Below are 16,246 nucleotides of genomic sequence, written 5' to 3' on the forward strand. Positions count from 1 at the left end.
CACAGCGCGCCCAGGCCCAGCAACCACCAGCGCTCCTCCGCGAACGAGGAGAGGAAGTCCATGAGCGGAGTGGCGACCAAGCCCAGTTCCCCGGTGACCCCCACCAGCATCGCCACCCCGCTGAAGGGCAGCGTGAACAGGGCGAAACACCAGTCGGCGAACCGTGACCGGCGGTCCCACCACCACGTCCCGTTCCGCCGCGCCAGCGCCTTGACCCGGTCCGTCCGCTCGCTCATCCGCCCCATCATCGGCCCGAGTATAAAAGGTCTCCGTGCTCGATCGTGTACGGGTTCGGGGTCCGGATGGCGCACCATCCGGACCCCGGATCCCCCTATCGGTCGAGAAGACGGCCCAGGACGGTGGCCGCCTCTCGATCCGCGGATCGGACGGCCCGAGGGCCGCCCCTGATGGTCAGTTCGCCATGCCGGTGGAGGCGTAGCCCTCCACGAAACGACGTTGCAGGACCAGGAACAACACCAGTACGGGCAGGATCATGATGATCCCGGCCGCGCTCACCAGGGCGTAGTTGACGGTGAAGCCCTGCTGGAAGGAGTACAACGAGATCGACACCGGCAGGGCCTCGTTGTCCTGGATGAAGGTGACCGCGAGGAGGAACTCGTTGTAGGCCTGGAGCGCGGCGACCAGGCCGGCGGTGATCACACCGGGCCAGATGAGGGGCAACACGATGCGGAAGAACACCGTCACCTCCCCCGCCCCGTCCATGCGGGCGGCCGCCTCGTAGTCGGGTGGGACGGCGATGAGGTACGACCTGAGCAGCAGGGTGCTGAACGGGCTGTAGATCGCGCAGTAGATCAGGATGAGCCCGATCTGTGTGTCGTACAGGCCCAACCGCGTCCACCAGTTCACCAGCGGAACGAGGAAGAGCTGAATGGGCAGCGCCGTCACCACGAGGAGGTACATCGTGAGCGCGCCGGGGGCCGGGATGTCCAGCCGGACCATGGCGTAGGCGGCCATTCCGGAGATCAGACACACCCCGACCGCCGTGGCGAGCACGATGACCAGGCTGTTGGACAGGCCCGCCGCCATGTTCGCGTTCTGCCAGGCGGTGAGGAAGTTGTCCCACATCGCCTCGGCGGGCGGCCCCATCGGGTTGCTGCTGATCTCGGCCGGGTTCTTCAGCGAGCTGAAGAGCAGGACCAGGATCGGGCCGATGGCGTACAGGGCCAGTAGTACGAGAACCAGGTAGACCAGCGGCCCACCTCCGCGAGAGGAGGTCGCGCGTCGCCTTCGCGGCGCGCGCCGTTCCGATACGGACGTCATCACACCTCCCAGCGCAGTCGGCGCCGGAGCACGAGGTAACCGGCGATGGTGGTGGCACTGATCAGGGCCATGACGACGCCTACGGCGGAGGCGTGACCGGCACGGCCCTCACCGAACGCCGTGCGGTAGAGCAGGGTGCTCAGCATGTCCGTGGAACCGGCGGGGCCGCCCTGGGTGAGGATGTAGACGTAGTCGAAGACCAGGAACGACCAGATGATGGTCATCAGCAGCAGAAAGACCAGGGTCGGTCTGATGCCCGGCAGGGTGACGTGCCAGAACTCGCGCCAGCGTCCCGCCCCGTCCAGACGCGCCGCCTCGTACAGGGCCGGGTTGACCGACTGCATGGCCGCCAGGAAGAGCATGACCAGGAAGCCCCACCACTGCCAGTTGTTGATGAGGGCGATGGCGCCCAGCGCCAGTTCCGGGTCGCCCAGCGGGTTGAGGCCGTCCATCCCCGGCACCCCGAAGGAATCCAGGACGGGGATGATTCCGGCCGTCGGGCTGAGGATCTGCCGCCAGACGGCCGCCGATACGACCGTGGCCACCACGTACGGGATGAAGAACAGGGTCTGGAAGAGAAGCCGCCCCCGACGGATCCGGCTGAGCAGGTAGGCGCCCAACAGGCCCATGCTCATGGGCACCGTGAGGAAGAACAAGGTCCACAGCAGGTTGTGGCCGAGCGCGCTGACGAAGGCTTCGTCCCCGGCCAACGCGGCGTAGTTGTCCCACCCGACGAAGGACGGGGGGTTGATCCCGTCCCAGTCGGTGAACGAGTACGCCACCGAGGTCAACGCCGGTCCGGCGATCACCAGGACGTTGACGATCAACAAAGGTGCCAGGAACAGGAGCCCGGTCAGGCGGCGACGCCTGTTGGTGCGGACCGGCGAGGGACGCGATGTGGCTGTTCCCCCGCCGGCCACGAGAGTGGTGGTGGACATCCGGTGGGTGGTTTCCGTTCCCTGTCTACTGGGGCGTGAAGGGCGCCGGGGACGCGCCCGCACCGAGTTCCTGGTGGAAGGTCGAGTCCAGGACCTCCGTGTACTCCTTGGGCGACATGTCACCGGTGATGACCTTGTCGAACTCGGTGTACAGCGCGGTGTTGGTCTCGGGCGGGAGGAAGGTCCAGCTCGCGTAGCCGATGTTGGTCGACTCGGGGATCTCCTCGTACAGGCGCTGGACCCTGGGGTCGGTGTCCTCGGGGAAGTCGGAGGCCTCGTAGGCGACCGGAGGCGGGTTCTCCCCCTGCACGGCCAGGTACTCCAGGGAACGGGTGGTGTCCCCCATGATGTGGTCCAGGAACGCCGCCGCGGCGTCGGGGTCGGAGCTGCCGGAGTCGATCGACAGCGCGGTTCCGATGGCGAGGGGGAACACACCCGGGTCGACGTCGTCGGCCAGGGAGGGCAGCGGCGCCCAGTCCCAGTCCTCGGGGTCGTTGCCCGAGTCGGTGAAGAAGCTCCCCATGGAGCTGAAGCTCCAGGTTCCGCTCATGTACATCGCCACTTCACCGGTGGCCAGCCCGGTGCACATGTCGGGATCGGTGTTGGTGAAGTAACGGTCGGCGCCGCCGCCCCACCAACCCTTGTCCAGCTGCGACTTCATCGACTGGATGAGGTCGACCACGGCAGGGTCGGACCAGTCGCGGTCACCGGTGAGCACGGAGTACAGGAAGTGCGGGCCGAGGCCGGCGTTGAGCAGGCAGGTCAGGTACCACTCGCTCTGGGCGGGGTAGCCGCTGTTGCCCGCGCCGACCGGGATCATGCCCTTGGAGTCGGCGTCCTCGCAGAGGTCCTCGAACTCGGCCTTGGTCGTGGGAGGCGTCCAGCCGTTGTCCTCGAAGACGGCACGGTTGTAGTACAGGACCGTGGAGCCGTAGCTGGTGGGGACGGAGTGGAGGCGGTCCTCCACCCGGCTGAGCTGGGTCGCCCAGGGCAACAGCCGGTCCTCCCACCCGTACTCGGTCGCGTAGTCGTCCAGTTCGAGGGTCTTGAGACCCTGAGCGTAGTTGACCGAGGTGGAGGGGCCGGGCGAGTAGATGATGTCCGGGGCGTTGCCGGAGGAGACGGCGGTGTCGGTGAGCGAGGCCAGGTCGGTGAGCTGCTTGGTCGACATGCTCACCGAGTGCTCGGTGGACTCGTTGAAGGTATCGATGAACTGGGAGCGGAAGTACTCCTCGGTCTCGGGCGTGGGGAAGGCACCCCAGTACTCGACACCGGACGAGGAACCGCCCCCGGAGCTTCCGCAGCCCGTTAGGAGCCAGGCTCCGGCGAACGCTCCTCCCGCCATCTTGAACATGTCACGGCGGGGAAGTTGGTAGGTCACGGGGGTCCTTTGGGGTCGTCAGGTCGATTCGCGGACGATGAGTTTTTGGGGGAGCACGACCTCGCGCACGCCTTCACTGGGAGTACCGGAGAGGCGGTCGAGGAGGAGACGCGCACAGGCCCGACCTATCTCCAAGGCGGGGTTGTGCACGGTGGTGAGTCGCGGCGTCACCAGGGAGGCGGCCTCGATGTCGTCGTAGCCGGTGACGGCGACGTCGTCGGGGACGGTCAGTCCCCTCTCGCGGATCGCGTCCATGGCTCCGACGGCCATCAGGTCGTTTCCGCAGACCAGAACCTCAGGCCTCGGGTCAAGGTTCAACAACGCGTGTGAGCCGTTCGCCCCACCGGTACGGGTGAAGGGTCCCGTGACGATGAGGTCCTCGTCCACGTCCAGACCGAACTCGCGAAGTGCCCGGCGGTAGCCGGCCAGGCGCAGTCGCCCGGGCGCGCTGTCGGAATCGCCGTTGACCAACCCGATCCTGCGGTAACCGCGCTCCAGCAGGTGTGCGACCACATCGGCCATACCACCGGTGTCGTCGGCGCGCACGATGTCACCGAAACGCGGATCCAGTTCGCCGCTGAGTCGCACCAACGCGGTCCCCGCGGCGGTGATGTCGTTGAAGTGACGGTCCTGTGCGTTCAGCGAAGCGAGGACGACGCCGTCGACCCTGCGGTTCAGCAGATGATCGATCACCGAGTCCAAGTCCTGGATGGTCCCCTGGGCCACACAGACCGAGATCAGGAACCCCTCGGGTTGCAGGACTTCCTGCAACCCCGCCGCCATCAGCGGATAGAACGGGTTGGTGACGTCGGAGACGACCAAGGCGACCGCGTGGCTACGACCGGTGCGCAGCCCTCTGGCCGAGGGGTCGGGGCGGTACCCGAGTTCCTCGATGACCCTTAGGACTTTGGCCTTGGTGCGTTCACTCACCGGCCTGCGACCGCTCAGAACATGGGAGACCGTCGTGACGCTCACCGCGGCGGCGGCCGCGACATCGGCGATGCCGACGCGGTGTTCCTTACTCATCGTCCCCACTTCGACGTATGCAAAACGTCTTGCAAATTTCTGCGCCTCATGGTGTCGAAATCACCCCGAACTGTCAAACAAGCAACCGATGCGCCCTTTTGCTCCGGCCCTGAGCTCGTGTCATCCTGGTTCGGCTTATGCAAAACGATGTGAGAGGACTCCGATGGTCACGCGTGACCGGTGCCGAGGGGCACTGTTGGGGTTGGCCGTCGGCGACGCCATGGGGGCGCCCACCGAGGGCATGACCCCGGAGGCCATCCACGCCGTACACGGACGTGTCGAGGATTTCCTCCACACCCAGGCCTCGGGAACCGATGACACCGAGTACGCGGTGCTGTGCGCCCAAGGGCTGCTCGCCCACGGCCACCGGTTGACCTCGAACGACGTCGCGGCCGTGTGGACACGGGCCGTGTTGTCGCAGAACGGGGGTTTCCAAGGGGCCGGCTTCAGCGAGATGGGCGCCATCGCCAATCTCCGGGCCGGGATCGCCCCGCCCATGAGCGGCAACGACAACCACGAATCGTGGAGCGATGGCGCGGCCATGAGGGTGGCGCCCATCGGTGTCCTGTGCGCCGGTGATCCGGCGGAGGCGGCCCGACTGGCTCGCGAGGACGCCCAGGTCAGTCATGCCGCGGACGGCATCTATGGGGCACAGGCCATCGCCGCGGCCGTGGCGCGCGCTCTGGTGACCGACGACCACACCGAGGTCATCGCCGCCGGCCTCGCCGCGGTGGCCGAGGACACTTGGACCGCCAGGCTCCTTCGGCAGGCCCTGGATGTGGCGTCCCATGCTTCCAGCATGGCCGAAGCGGAGCGGGAACTCTACCGTCGGATCCCGCTCTTCCACTACCCCTGGCCCGACAGCGCCCCCGAGGCGGTGGCCCTGGCCTTCGGGCTCTTCGCCGCGGCCCGGGGCGCCTTCGTCCCCAGCGTGGTGAGCGCCGTCAACATCGGCCGGGACTCGGACACGATCGCGGCCATGGCGGGGGCCATGGCCGGAGCAATGCACGGTGAGACCGCCATCCCCCGAGAGTGGCGGACCAAGGTCAGGCAGGTCTCCGGGGTCTGCGTGACCGCGACCGCCGGCACCGACCTGGTGGACCTGGCCGACGCCCTGTACGAGGCTTCCCAGGGGAACGAGGAGTACGAGAATGCGAACTGAGAACGCTCGCGGCGCCCTGCTCGGCCTGGCGATGGGCGATGCCCTGGGCCTGCCCGCGGAGTACCACCGTCACGCCCGCGCCGGTTGGGGGCGCGGTGTGCTGTGGGAGAAAAACGTCGACCTGGACCGTCAACGGATCTCCCGCCCCCTCCTGCCCTTCGTTCCGGGGCACACCGAGCTCAACCCGCTGTGTGGGACCGACGATACCGAGACCGCGGCCACCGCCGCGCTCGTCCTGTTGGAAGCCGGTGCGCACGACCTCCGGTCGCTGTTCCAGGAGTGGCGCACGCACTACGTGGACACCGAGGACGTCTGGTGCGGGATCGCCGAGCGGGGCGCCGTCCTCCACGCCCTCGAAGGCCGGGTCCCGCCGGTGACGGGAACCGACAACCCGGTCTACTGGGACGACGCCGCGGTGCCGGCGGCGGTGTCCGTCGGTCTGTTCCACTCCGGTGACACCCGAAAGGCCACCGAGACCGCCACGGAGTACGCACGCATCACGCACGACCGTGACGGCGTGTGGGCGGCGGGTGCGATGGCGCACGCCATCGCCGCCCTGTCCGCCGGGGAGCACCTCGCCGCGGCCCTGTCGGAGGCCGAGCGCACCGTTCCGGACGACAGCTGGCTGCACCGCGGCATCGAACGCGCCGCGGCCATCGTTCCCGGCCGAGCGGAAGGCGTGTTCGCGACGGTCCCGGCACTGGTCGACGCCTTCGGACGGCCCGGCTACAGTCACGGTGGCGTGGCACCCGAGACCCTTCCGCTCGCCTTCGCCATCACACGCCTGGTCGAAGGGGACCTCACGTCCGGTCTACAGACCGCGGCCCTGTTCCCACGCCAGTCCGACAGCCTGCCCGCGATGGTGGGAGCCCTGTGCGGAGCGACCGGTGGCGACGACGCGGTCCCCGACACCTGGCGAGAGCACGTCGACCTGCTCGAAGGGGTCCTTCTGCCCCGGGTGGCCGGGCAGCGCCTGACCGAGCTGGCGGACCGACTGGCGACGCCTCGCATGAGTACGGAACACCCCGTCGCGCCCACACGCTGATCCGTGACCGTGGGACCGGCCCCGACCCCGCGATTCCGGCGGCCACGCGGTCGATCCGCCGTGGCCGCCGGTCGGCCCATCAAACCGACGCGTCCTCGCGCACGGCGGGAAAGACGCTCCGCAACAGGTAGAGAATCGTCTTGGTCAACATGACGTGCAGGTCCGCGCGGCTGAGCGCGTCCCGCACCAACCACTCCCTGGAAGCGGCCTTGAGCATGCTCCCGTAGGCGCGGACCATCGCGCGCAGCTTCTCCCGCCCCTCGACCACGTCGGTCATCATGGCGGCCTGGAGGAGGTGGTCGGTGGCCACCTCATCGGCCTCGAGCATGATCTCCTCGGTGTCGCGGTCCTGCCCGATGGCCTCGGAGCCGATGGCCGACAGCCACATCCGCGCGTTGCGTTCGACGAAGTCCAACCACCGGTCCACGCAGATCGAGATCCGTTCCTCGATCGTGGTCCGGGGCAGGTTCTCCGCCACCGAGGGCGGCACCACCAACATCTGCCGCACGACTTCGAGGTACAGCTGTCGTTTGCCACCGAAGTAGTGGTTGACCAGCCCCCGCGCGGCCCCCGCCTCCTGGGCGATCTCGGAGACCGAGACGGCCGAGTACGTCCGCTCACCGAACAGCCTGCGGGCCACGGTGAGGATCTCCGAACGCCTCTGATCCGGTTCGAGTCGCCGCCGTTGCACGGGAGGTCCCATGGCCTTCCACCCCTTCCCCCGGGTTGACGGGGTGCTAATACCGGCCGCAAAAGCGCCTCCAACGCACCGGCCGACCCCACCCGGAGTTCACTGATCTGATCCGTAACGAACCTTGGAAGCGTACCCGATCAGCTCTTCTTGGATGGCCTCACCGCTCTATTGACACAATGACAATAGCTTGAGGACAATGATCGGAGTTCTCGGATCCAACACAGAAGGAAGGCCCGGCATGCCACGAGTCCTGACCGACGAGCAAAAGGACCTGGACTGGTCGGGCATCTCCCTGCCCGAGAAGTACGGCGGCCCGGGTACCGGGGCTGGACGGCACCGACCGGCGCCCCACGCTCCACACGGCCTGGCCTCGGTGGGCGAGATCGCGTGCGGCGTTCACATGGCGTGCGACACCACACCATCCGTCAGGGGGTGGGAAAGCGCCGCCAGAAGAGCCGTCAGGTCTCGTTCCACCCGTCCGCGCCGGAAAGGGGTCTTCCAGGGAGGGCTCCTTCTCGGAGTCGTGGCCGGACCAGGTACATTGACCACGCTAAAACCTCACATCGACGTGAGAGGCAAGCCGTTGTGCCACAGACCACGAGGGGAGCGTCATGAGGATCGGGGAGCTCTCACGACGGACCGGTGCGAGCGTTCGAGCGTTGCGTTACTACGAGGAACAGGGCCTCCTCGGCAGTGATCGCAGCGTCGGCGGACAACGCCACTACACAGAGGACGCCGTCCCACGTGTGGAGTTCATTCGCCGGTTGCTCGCCGCGGGGGCCTCCAGCCGCGCCATCGCTGAGATGATGCCCTGTTTCGACACCCCCAGCGAGGCGACCTTCGACAGCGCGATGGAGAACCTGGCACAAGAGCGGCGGCGCATCACCACCCGCATCGACGACCTGTCACAGGCCCGAAAGGCCCTGGACGCCCTCATGGACACCGCTCGCGAGCATCGCCCACGGTCGCGGACGAGCCCGACGGGCTGACCCCGTCCCGGGCACACGAAGAGGGGCCCACCGGATGGTGGACCCCTCTCACCGCTCTGTCGGGACGGCGGGATTTGAACCCACGACCCCTTGACCCCCAGTCAAGTGCGCTACCAAACTGCGCTACGTCCCGTCCGTTGACCGGCGCCTGCGGCGTTGCCAACAGGGAAAACCATACCGTATCGGGAGGGGTGTTCGGACCGGGTTCCCCTGTGGGCGGCCGGTCCGGTTCAGCTCAGGTTCAGGGAACGAATCCTTCCAGGACCTGGGATCGTTCGTCCTCGCTCAGGAAGACCAGTGCGCCGGGCGTCGGCGTCAGGGTCGCTTCACTCGATGACGTGCCGATCCTTCGGTCCTCCCTGAACACGATCCCCTCTTCCCAACCGGTCGTCCCTCCGAACGGGGCCACTTGGACGGTGACTTCCCGGTCGTCTTCGCTCACACCGTTGGTCTTGGCGATCACCAGTGCGTCGTCGAGGGCGACCATCCTCTCCGAGCCGATCGTGTATCCCAGGAAGGTTTCCCTCAGCACGGTGGTGTCTGTGACCTCACCTGAAGCGTCGGCCCGGTGCAAGGTGTACTCCAATCGGTCGGTGTCGAAGGCGACGACACTTCCCTGTGGATCCGCGTGGACCACGCCGTGAAAGTCGTCGGCTTCGGTCCCATCCGGGAGGGTGACGAGTTCGTTCCCGGTCGCCGGGTCCAGGGCGACGGTGCGTCCCTCCGGCCCATCGGCCACGACGATCGGGCTCCCCGCCCACGTGGTGGGGGTCTCGGTGGGTCTGGGGCCATTCCCTTCGGCGGACGCGTCCCACTCGGTGCGCCAGAGTTCGGTCCTCGATCGCGGGTCGACGGCCACGACCGTGTCGGTGTCGGGATCTTCAGGGCAGCCGAAAGCCCCGACCAGTAGCCGATCGTGGACCACGTGCTGCGAGACCACGCACTCCTCGGGCAGGTCCAGGGCCTCGGCCACCAGTTCATGGCCGTACTCCCATACCCCCAGGCCCGGGGGTACGACGGCGTCGGAGTCCTCCTCGGTGATCTCTCCGGTCTCCGCGTCGAGCGCCACCGTCTGGAGGAGGTCATCACCGCCGTCGTCGGTGCCGACCTGGTGCCGTACGTGCACATGACCCTCGTCGACCCACACGTCGTGGACCGGATCGTAGGGGCGCCGGTAGGACCACAGTTCCTCGCCATCGGTCCCGTCCAGGGCCACGGCGCCGTCGCGGAGCAGGACGAGGGGCCCGTGGCCGCCCGAAAGCACATCGGTGACCTCGACGCCCATGGGCGGCCGCCACTCCCAGCCCACCCGGGTGACGTTCGCCGGGACCTGGGCGGGGTCCGGGAGCTCGTCGGCCACCTGTCGGGGGACCCAGGGCAGAAGAACGGTGCCGACCAGTGTCCCGGTCAGGGCCACGGCCAGCGAGCCCGCTCCGACGGAGGGCAGGGTGTGGAGCCAGGGCCGGGGATCGGGCCGACGCAGGCCGAGGAGCAGGAGCGAGCAGCCCAGGCCGACCGCGCAGGTGGCCACCCACAGGTGCACGTCGGTGGGAGAGGGCGAGAAGCTCCAAGCGTCGCGTGTGGTGACCTCGAAGGAGTCCCGAGGGAAGGTCGGCCAGGCCACCAGGAGCCCGACGACGGCCAGGGGGACCATCCGGAACGGGTAGCGCTTCTCGGACCCATCACGCCGGTCCACGACCAGGAAGAGGGCGAGGATTCCGACCAGCACCGAGAGCATCCACCAGGAACCTCCGCCGAAGGCTCCCCCTCCGTAGACCCACGCCACGACCACGAGCCACAGCAGGGCACCGGCCACCAGCCCCGCCCCGAACCAGGTCAGGGGGTTCCTCAGCGTTCCAAGCCGCTTCTCCTGGGTCACTGTTCCGCTCCGAGCATCGAGGGTCGTACGCCGATGACGTGGGCGTGGCCGTCGGCGGTGAGGCAGGCGAGCACGATCGTGTCCGGGGCCAAGGCCGGGCCGAAGGAAGAATCGCTCGGGGAGAATCCTTCGGCCACGGTGTCGAGGGGTATCTCGGTGTACTCGGAACCCCACTCCCCCACGAGCAGAGCCTCGACCTCCTCGTCGACGGCGGCGAACCGCTCGGCGCTCGCGACGACGGTGTCCGGGTCCGGGATCCGTCCGGTGAACTCGAAGCTCTCCAAGGGCTCGGGCTCGGCGACCTTCCTATCGTCCCTGGCGACCATCGGCTTCAACAGTCGGTACTCCGCCCGATCGTCGTCGTTCTCGGCGTACATCAGTCGCTCGCCTTCAAGGGCCACCACGGCGTCGGGCAGGTCCTCGCCCAGCATGCCGCTGCCCCTGCCCTGGAAGGCCGACGAACCCGGTTCGTCTCCGCCGTAGTGGACCACCGTGGACCACCCGTCCGGGGCCGGCAGCAGCTCCTCCACCGGTCCCGGCACCTCGCGGGTGCCGAACGACTCACCACTCTCCAGCAACATACGTACCTGGTACCACCGCTCCTCTTCCGAGGCGCATTCCTCAGGGACCAGGATCCGAGGGCCGGCGAGGACCGGGGCACCGCTCTTGCGACAATCCTCCTTGGGGAGATAGCCGACCTCGTTCTCGTCTCCATCGTGTGCTCGGACGGTGAAACCGGTATCCCGCACCTCCACGAACGTGGTGGAGGTCAAGAGCACGCTCTCCACCTGTCGGTGGATCCGGTGGTCGCCCACCGGCTCTCCCGTCTCGGCCTCCAGTACGGCCAACGACCGCTGTTCGTGTTCCTCTCGGCCCTCGTCCCGGTACAGCACCGCGACCCGATCACCGGTGAAGTCGACGTCGGCCCACAGCACCTCGCCGACCGGCCGGAACCGCCAGCGCTCGGCGCCGTCCCGAACGTCCAGGGCGCGTACCCCTTGATCGGTGATGACCAGCGCGCCGGTAGCCGTGGGGACCACGTCGGCTTTACCCACCGATTCCGCTACCGGATGCTCCCAGGTGGAGACCGCGACCGTTTTCGAGTCGAGCGGCCGGGCGAGCGTGTGCACGGTTCGGTCACGTTCCAGCACGGTGGGAACGACGAACACCGACAACGTCACGATCGGGAGCAGGCCGGCCACCAGGGCCTGAAGCCGGGGCCGGGCCGAGGAGGGACACCTGGGCTCGGGGCGTCCGGAAACAGCGAGGACCACCGCGCCCATCAGCAGAGCCAGGGCGCCCCAGAGCCAGAGGTGCGAGACGGCGGCGAGGTCGATCAGGACATTCCGCGAACCCTCGGGCTCGGAGAACTCCCGTATCACCACGAGCAGCGCAAGGAGCGCCACCGGTGCGGCCACCACGCGGATGGGCCCCGACCCCTCCCCCGGCTCGGAGTCGTATTCGCCCACCGGCCGCTGTTCACCGCCCGGCAGCGCCCAGACCACGGCGAGCAGTACCACCGCGCCGCACAGTCCCCGGTGGGGCCATCCGAGGTCGGGCCATTCGGCGGGCCCGAGCAACAACGCGCTCGTGATCACCAAGGCCCCACCGAGGATGGCACCGGTGCCGGCCCAGGAGACCAGCCGCCAGAAGACGTCCGTACCGATCCTACGGTTCTCTCGCATCACGGCACCAGCCCTTCCAGGTGCCCGTCCGAGAATTCGCTCATCAGGACGGTGACCCCACCGGGGGTGGCCACCAACTGCTCCACCGGTTCGCGACCTTCCAGGGCGATCCGGTTGTCCAGGCCCTCACCGAACCTTTCTCCGGGAGAGACCACCAGGACTTGGGCCCGTTCCTCGTACGCCGAGTAGTGAGAATTGAAGGCCAGTACCTGGTCCGGCAGCATCGCGAAGGTTTCGAGGTGGCGATCGACGTGAACACCGCCGGCCTCGACCACTTCGGTGAGGTTCCCCTCGGTGTCGACGTGGTGGATCTCGGCTTCCACGGAGTCCCCTCGGTAGATCACGGTCGCCCCGTCGGCGTCGGCGTCCAGCACGAATTCCGCGCTGAGGCCCTCCTCGCCCTCGGACCGCTCTTCGGTGAGGTGCAGGAGTTCCTCACCGGTCTCCGGGTCCAGCAACAGCGCGGGCACGGCCGACAAGTACTCACCCACCACGAGAACCTTCTCCCCATCCCCTTGCGCCGAGCCGATCCATGGGTGGTACGGAACGAACATCTCCTCCCGTTCCTCGCGTTCGTGGCTCCACAGCTCCTCTCCGGTACGCAGGTCCACGGACACGACCCTGAACACCACTCGCTTGGCCGCGTCCAGGTTGAGGAGTCCGGAGTCCGATGCGGCGAAGTCGTCCTCGCCCACGCAGGCGACGGCGTAGACCACCGTGTCCCTGCGCACGTTGGGCGACCCGCCCTCGCAGACGATCCCTTCCTCAGGGGCCGACCTGCGGAACCACAGCTCCTCACCGGACTCCGCGTCCCAGGCGCTCATCCCCGGCTCGCCGTCACGCTGGTCGTCGTGGACTCGGACGGCGCCCGACCAACCGATGACGCGGCCGACGTCTCCTTCGGAGTCCGCGTTCGGGACCCCGGTGTACTCCACCAGCGACTCCCCACTCGCCCGGTCCAGCACCTCGGTGACGCCCGAATCCCGGGTGACGTACACACGCCCATAGGCGGTCCGGACGTCGACCGTCTCCCTCGCGGGACGCCGGTACGACCAGACCTCCGAACCGTCGATCCCGTTCAGGGACACCACCCCGTCAGCGAACACGGCCAGCGGCCCGTGTTCCCCACGCAGGACCCGTTCGATCTTCGCGTCCCCTTCTGGTTCCCAGTTCCAGCCGACCTCTGCGACACGCTCTGGGACCGGCGCCGCCTCGGGCGGGTCCTCGGCGACCACATGCCGGAGATCAGAGTGATCCTCCTCAACGAGAACCGGAAGGACCGCCCCGACCAGCAGCACGACCAGCGCACCCGTGCCAAAGGCGGTCAGGGAGCGGGATCTGGGTTCCAGGAAGGGGCGTCGCACCACCGTGAGCATGAGGAGCAGACCGATGGCGAGGGCACAGACCACGACCCCCATGCGATGCCATCCATCGGCGAGCACGTCGCCCGCGATGAGCCACACGACGGCCGCCGCGATACCCATGCCGGTCACGTAGTCCCAGCCGCGCGTCGGGTCCGGAGCCTCGCGCTTCCAGTGCACCCTGCGCCACAGGGCGATCCCACCGATCAGGCAGGCCCAGAACCAGCCCCAGCCGAGGTCTTCGAACAACCCCTCTCCCTGGTCCGAACCACCCGTCCAGCGCATGATCACGGTCAGCACGGCCAGGAGCAGTGCCCCCGCGACCGTGCCGACCCCGACCCATGCCAGAACGCTCTCCGTGCGCCGCTCGCGCGCCAACCCGCACCGCCCTTTTTGTGACCTTGTGACCGAAAGACCGCTTTCCGCCACGAAAAGCTAGCAGCCTCCCTGGTTCGGCCTCCCACCGGCGCCGGCCGGTTTCGGCCAGACATGAATCACTTTCATATTCGTGACGGGCTCGGCGGGGCCCGGCGAACAGGACCGGGCACGAAAGCGACGCGCGGGTGGACATCGCCCCATCACCGACCGTCACCGAACCTGGTTCGGTACGAGCCGAACCGGTGATCCTACCCATCCGGCCCCGGTCCTCTCCCCTCCGGGTCGGGCGGGGGCGCCCACCACCCATTGCCCCAGCGCACCGGGTGTTCTTCAATGAGTGCGCCCCGTACCCCCGAAAGGACCCGCACGCATGCCCTCCCTCAACAGGCGTGGATTCCTCCTGACCACCTCCGCCGGGATCGGCGGCGCCCTCGCCCTGGGTGCCTACCCCACCTCGGCCTCCGCCCACGAAAGCCTCATGCGCCAGACCCTGGACCGGGTCGTGGCGCCGGAGGGAACCACCCTCGCCGAGGTCGGTATCGCCGTCGGTGACGGCTACAAGTCGCTGACCTCCGGGCCCGGTTGGCCCATCGAGGTCCGCGAGGACCTCGTGGCCGCCCGGAGCGACCGCGACGACCGGCGCACCCCGCTGGCCGCCTTCGTCCAGTTCACCGACCTGCACATCATGGACGCGCAGAGCCCGGTGCGATTCGAGTACACCCACCCGTTGCTCGGTACCGGCGCTCACCGGCCCCAGGAGACGCTCGGTCCGATCGGCGCTTCCGCGCTGGTCTCCCGGGTCAACTCACTGCGCAACGGGCCCGTCACCGGACGCCCGTTCGACTTCATGATGACCACCGGTGACAACACCGACAACCACGAGCAGGTCGAACTCGACTGGCTCATGGCGATCCTCAACGGTGGGTCGGTCACCCCCAACACCGGCGACATGTCCGGCTACGAGGGGGTGCAGAACTGCGGGGCGGACCTGTACTGGCAACCCGAGAGCGACCTCGCCGACCGGTACAAGACCGAACGAGGACTCCCCCACCTGCCCGGCTTCTTCGCCGCCGCCCTGGCCGAGTTCCAAAGCCCCGGACTGGACATCCCCTGGTTCTGCACCGTCGGCAACCACGACAACACCCCGTCCGGGACCCTGCCGGCGGGTACCCTCACCGACGCCTTCATCGGCGACCGCAAGATCATGTTCGCCGAGGACGAGGTGGCCGCACAGACCGCCGAGGCCCAGACCGAACCCGAACAGGTAGGCGAGCTACCCGACGAGGTCGAGCGGATGGAGACGGCCCGAGAGATCGAGGCTGCCTCCATCATCGCCACCGTCACCCCCGACGAACGGCGCATGCCCTTCGACCCGGCCGGGTTCGTCGCCGCGCACCTGGACAAGGCCAACACCGGCCCCGGCCCGCACGGCCACGGCTTCACCGACGCCAACGCCGACGGAGTGGACTGCTTCTACACCTTCCCCATCGCCGAGGGTGTCACCGGAATCAGCCTGGACACCACCACCCTCGCCGGACTCGCCAACGGGTCCATCGGCAAGGCCCAGTACGACTGGTTGGAGAGCACACTGCTCGCCTCCAGTTCGGTCTACTACGACCTGCTCGGCCGCCGCCGCGCCCAGGACGTCACCGACGAGCTGTTCGTGCTGTTCAGCCACCACACCAGCGACACCATGGACAATCCGCTCCCGGACTCGCGCCGACCCACCGAGGTCCGCTTCATCGGTCAGATCCTCGTGGCCATGCTCAAGCGCTACCCCAACGTCCTCGCCTGGGTGAACGGCCACACCCACCACAACAAGGTCACCGCGCACACCTCCGACAGTCCCGAGCGCGGCTTCTGGGAGATCAACACCGCCTCCCACATCGACCACCCACAGTTGGCCCGCTGCATCGAACTCGTCGACAACGCCGACGGGACCATGTCACTGTTCACCACCCTCTTGGAGGCCGACAGCCCCTACCAGGTCGACCACGGAGACTTCTCCCCCGCCGGGCTGGCCTCCCTCTACCGAGAGCTGTCCCTCAACGACCTCTACGCCGAGCCCGCCAAGCTGGGTTCCCCGGTCGACCGCAACGTCGAACTCCTGGTAGCGGCCCACCACCCCGCCCGCTGATGAAGGAAGGGCACAGTACCGGCTCAGGTCTTCGGGTCGGAGGAGATCGGGCCGGCCCGGGTCTTTGGACCAGGACCGGTTGATTCGAGTTGCTTCGGCCTGAAGCCGACCAGTGGAGGTGTGTTGTCCACAGGTTCGAGCCTCCGGGCTGGTGCTGTGTTTCTTGGGCGTGATCCCATCGATTTGGGGGAGTCATCGGCTCCGCCCATTTCGTGCTGCCCAGATGCTGCTGGTGAGGGGTTTGATGCCAGGAGCCGGGAGCCGGGAGCCTTGGGGTTGTTGGGCGGGTG

Annotated in this window: 12 protein-coding genes, 1 tRNA gene and 1 pseudogene; 4 read left to right on the top strand and 10 right to left on the bottom strand. The window is 68.0% G+C overall.

What is annotated here, in order from left to right:
- From NLI01S_RS24170 to NLI01S_RS24190, 5 genes and pseudogenes are all read right to left on the bottom strand, one after another.
- Positions 1-236, bottom strand: a pseudogene (locus NLI01S_RS24170) (sensor histidine kinase); the annotation flags it as partial.
- A gap of 175 nt (positions 237-411) precedes the next feature.
- A complete protein-coding gene (locus tag NLI01S_RS24175; RefSeq protein WP_084392863.1) occupies positions 412-1,281 on the bottom strand; it encodes a carbohydrate ABC transporter permease in 870 nt (289 codons plus the stop codon).
- The gene (locus NLI01S_RS24180; protein WP_223809368.1) at positions 1,281-2,219 is read right to left on the bottom strand and encodes a carbohydrate ABC transporter permease; all 939 of its coding nucleotides are present in this window, start codon (positions 2,217-2,219) and stop codon (positions 1,281-1,283) included. Before NLI01S_RS24180 ends, NLI01S_RS24175 begins: the two co-directional genes overlap by 1 nt.
- Positions 2,220-2,244: 25 nt before the next feature.
- Positions 2,245-3,600 carry an ABC transporter substrate-binding protein gene (locus tag NLI01S_RS24185; RefSeq protein ID WP_067609043.1) on the bottom strand — a complete coding sequence of 452 codons (1,356 nt, stop codon included), beginning with the start codon at positions 3,598-3,600 and terminating at the stop codon, positions 2,245-2,247.
- 18 nt (positions 3,601-3,618) lie between these two features.
- Positions 3,619-4,626: a LacI family DNA-binding transcriptional regulator gene (locus NLI01S_RS24190; protein ID WP_067609046.1), complete on the bottom strand. Its 1,008-nt coding sequence runs from the start codon at positions 4,624-4,626 to the stop codon at positions 3,619-3,621.
- A 163-nt stretch (positions 4,627-4,789) separates the two neighbouring features.
- Here NLI01S_RS24190 and NLI01S_RS24195 point away from each other — a divergent pair, with 163 nt between their 5' ends.
- Both NLI01S_RS24195 and NLI01S_RS24200 read left to right on the top strand, forming a co-directional pair.
- On the top strand, positions 4,790-5,788 hold the full coding sequence (locus tag NLI01S_RS24195) for an ADP-ribosylglycohydrolase family protein (protein ID WP_067609049.1): 999 nt from the start codon (positions 4,790-4,792) through the stop codon (positions 5,786-5,788).
- Entirely contained in the window at positions 5,778-6,833 is a 1,056-nt protein-coding gene (locus NLI01S_RS24200; protein WP_067609052.1) for an ADP-ribosylglycohydrolase family protein, read from the top strand. The genes NLI01S_RS24195 and NLI01S_RS24200 overlap by 11 nt, the downstream gene beginning before the upstream one ends.
- Before the next feature lie 79 nt (positions 6,834-6,912).
- Here NLI01S_RS24200 and NLI01S_RS24205 read toward each other — a convergent pair whose 3' ends face one another.
- The gene (locus NLI01S_RS24205; protein WP_067609055.1) at positions 6,913-7,536 is read right to left on the bottom strand and encodes a TetR/AcrR family transcriptional regulator; all 624 of its coding nucleotides are present in this window, start codon (positions 7,534-7,536) and stop codon (positions 6,913-6,915) included.
- 602 nt (positions 7,537-8,138) lie between these two features.
- On the opposite strand from NLI01S_RS24205, the gene NLI01S_RS24210 reads away from it, so the two are divergent.
- Complete coding sequence (locus tag NLI01S_RS24210) at positions 8,139-8,516, top strand: MerR family transcriptional regulator (RefSeq protein ID WP_067609058.1); 378 nt, start codon at positions 8,139-8,141, stop codon at positions 8,514-8,516.
- A gap of 59 nt (positions 8,517-8,575) precedes the next feature.
- Here the strand turns inward: NLI01S_RS24210 and NLI01S_RS24215 are convergent.
- From NLI01S_RS24215 to NLI01S_RS24230, 4 genes are all read right to left on the bottom strand, one after another.
- Positions 8,576-8,649, bottom strand: a tRNA-Pro gene (locus NLI01S_RS24215).
- 108 nt (positions 8,650-8,757) lie between these two features.
- Entirely contained in the window at positions 8,758-10,395 is a 1,638-nt protein-coding gene (locus NLI01S_RS24220; RefSeq protein WP_223809369.1) for an outer membrane protein assembly factor BamB family protein, read from the bottom strand.
- Positions 10,392-12,080, bottom strand: a complete 1,689-nt coding sequence (locus NLI01S_RS24225; RefSeq protein ID WP_067609060.1) for a PQQ-binding-like beta-propeller repeat protein — start codon at positions 12,078-12,080, stop codon at positions 10,392-10,394. The genes NLI01S_RS24220 and NLI01S_RS24225 overlap by 4 nt, the downstream gene beginning before the upstream one ends.
- The gene (locus NLI01S_RS24230) at positions 12,080-13,819 is read right to left on the bottom strand and encodes an outer membrane protein assembly factor BamB family protein (protein WP_067609063.1); all 1,740 of its coding nucleotides are present in this window, start codon (positions 13,817-13,819) and stop codon (positions 12,080-12,082) included. Before NLI01S_RS24230 ends, NLI01S_RS24225 begins: the two co-directional genes overlap by 1 nt.
- Positions 13,820-14,189: 370 nt before the next feature.
- Between NLI01S_RS24230 and NLI01S_RS24235 the strand changes: the two genes are divergently transcribed.
- Entirely contained in the window at positions 14,190-15,956 is a 1,767-nt protein-coding gene (locus NLI01S_RS24235; RefSeq protein WP_067609066.1) for a TIGR03767 family metallophosphoesterase, read from the top strand.
- Positions 15,957-16,246 lie beyond the last annotated feature (290 nt).

It is taken from the genome of Nocardiopsis listeri NBRC 13360, from assembly GCF_001570765.1.
GTDB lineage: Bacteria > Actinomycetota > Actinomycetes > Streptosporangiales > Streptosporangiaceae > Nocardiopsis > Nocardiopsis listeri.

Bases quoted from the DNA above. Each gene is read 5' to 3' on its own strand.
- NLI01S_RS24225 (WP_067609060.1), bottom strand. From the start codon at position 12,080: ATGCGAGAGAACCGTAGGATCGGTACGGACGTCTTCTGGCGGCTGGTC.
- NLI01S_RS24195 (WP_067609049.1), top strand. From the start codon at position 4,790: ATGGTCACGCGTGACCGGTGCCGAGGGGCACTGTTGGGGTTGGCCGTC.
- NLI01S_RS24200 (WP_067609052.1), top strand. From the start codon at position 5,778: ATGCGAACTGAGAACGCTCGCGGCGCCCTGCTCGGCCTGGCGATGGGC.
- NLI01S_RS24190 (WP_067609046.1), bottom strand. From the start codon at position 4,626: ATGAGTAAGGAACACCGCGTCGGCATCGCCGATGTCGCGGCCGCCGCC.
- NLI01S_RS24180 (WP_223809368.1), bottom strand. From the start codon at position 2,219: ATGTCCACCACCACTCTCGTGGCCGGCGGGGGAACAGCCACATCGCGT.
- NLI01S_RS24235 (WP_067609066.1), top strand. From the start codon at position 14,190: ATGCCCTCCCTCAACAGGCGTGGATTCCTCCTGACCACCTCCGCCGGG.
- NLI01S_RS24210 (WP_067609058.1), top strand. From the start codon at position 8,139: ATGAGGATCGGGGAGCTCTCACGACGGACCGGTGCGAGCGTTCGAGCG.
- NLI01S_RS24175 (WP_084392863.1), bottom strand. From the start codon at position 1,281: ATGACGTCCGTATCGGAACGGCGCGCGCCGCGAAGGCGACGCGCGACC.
- NLI01S_RS24205 (WP_067609055.1), bottom strand. From the start codon at position 7,536: ATGGGACCTCCCGTGCAACGGCGGCGACTCGAACCGGATCAGAGGCGT.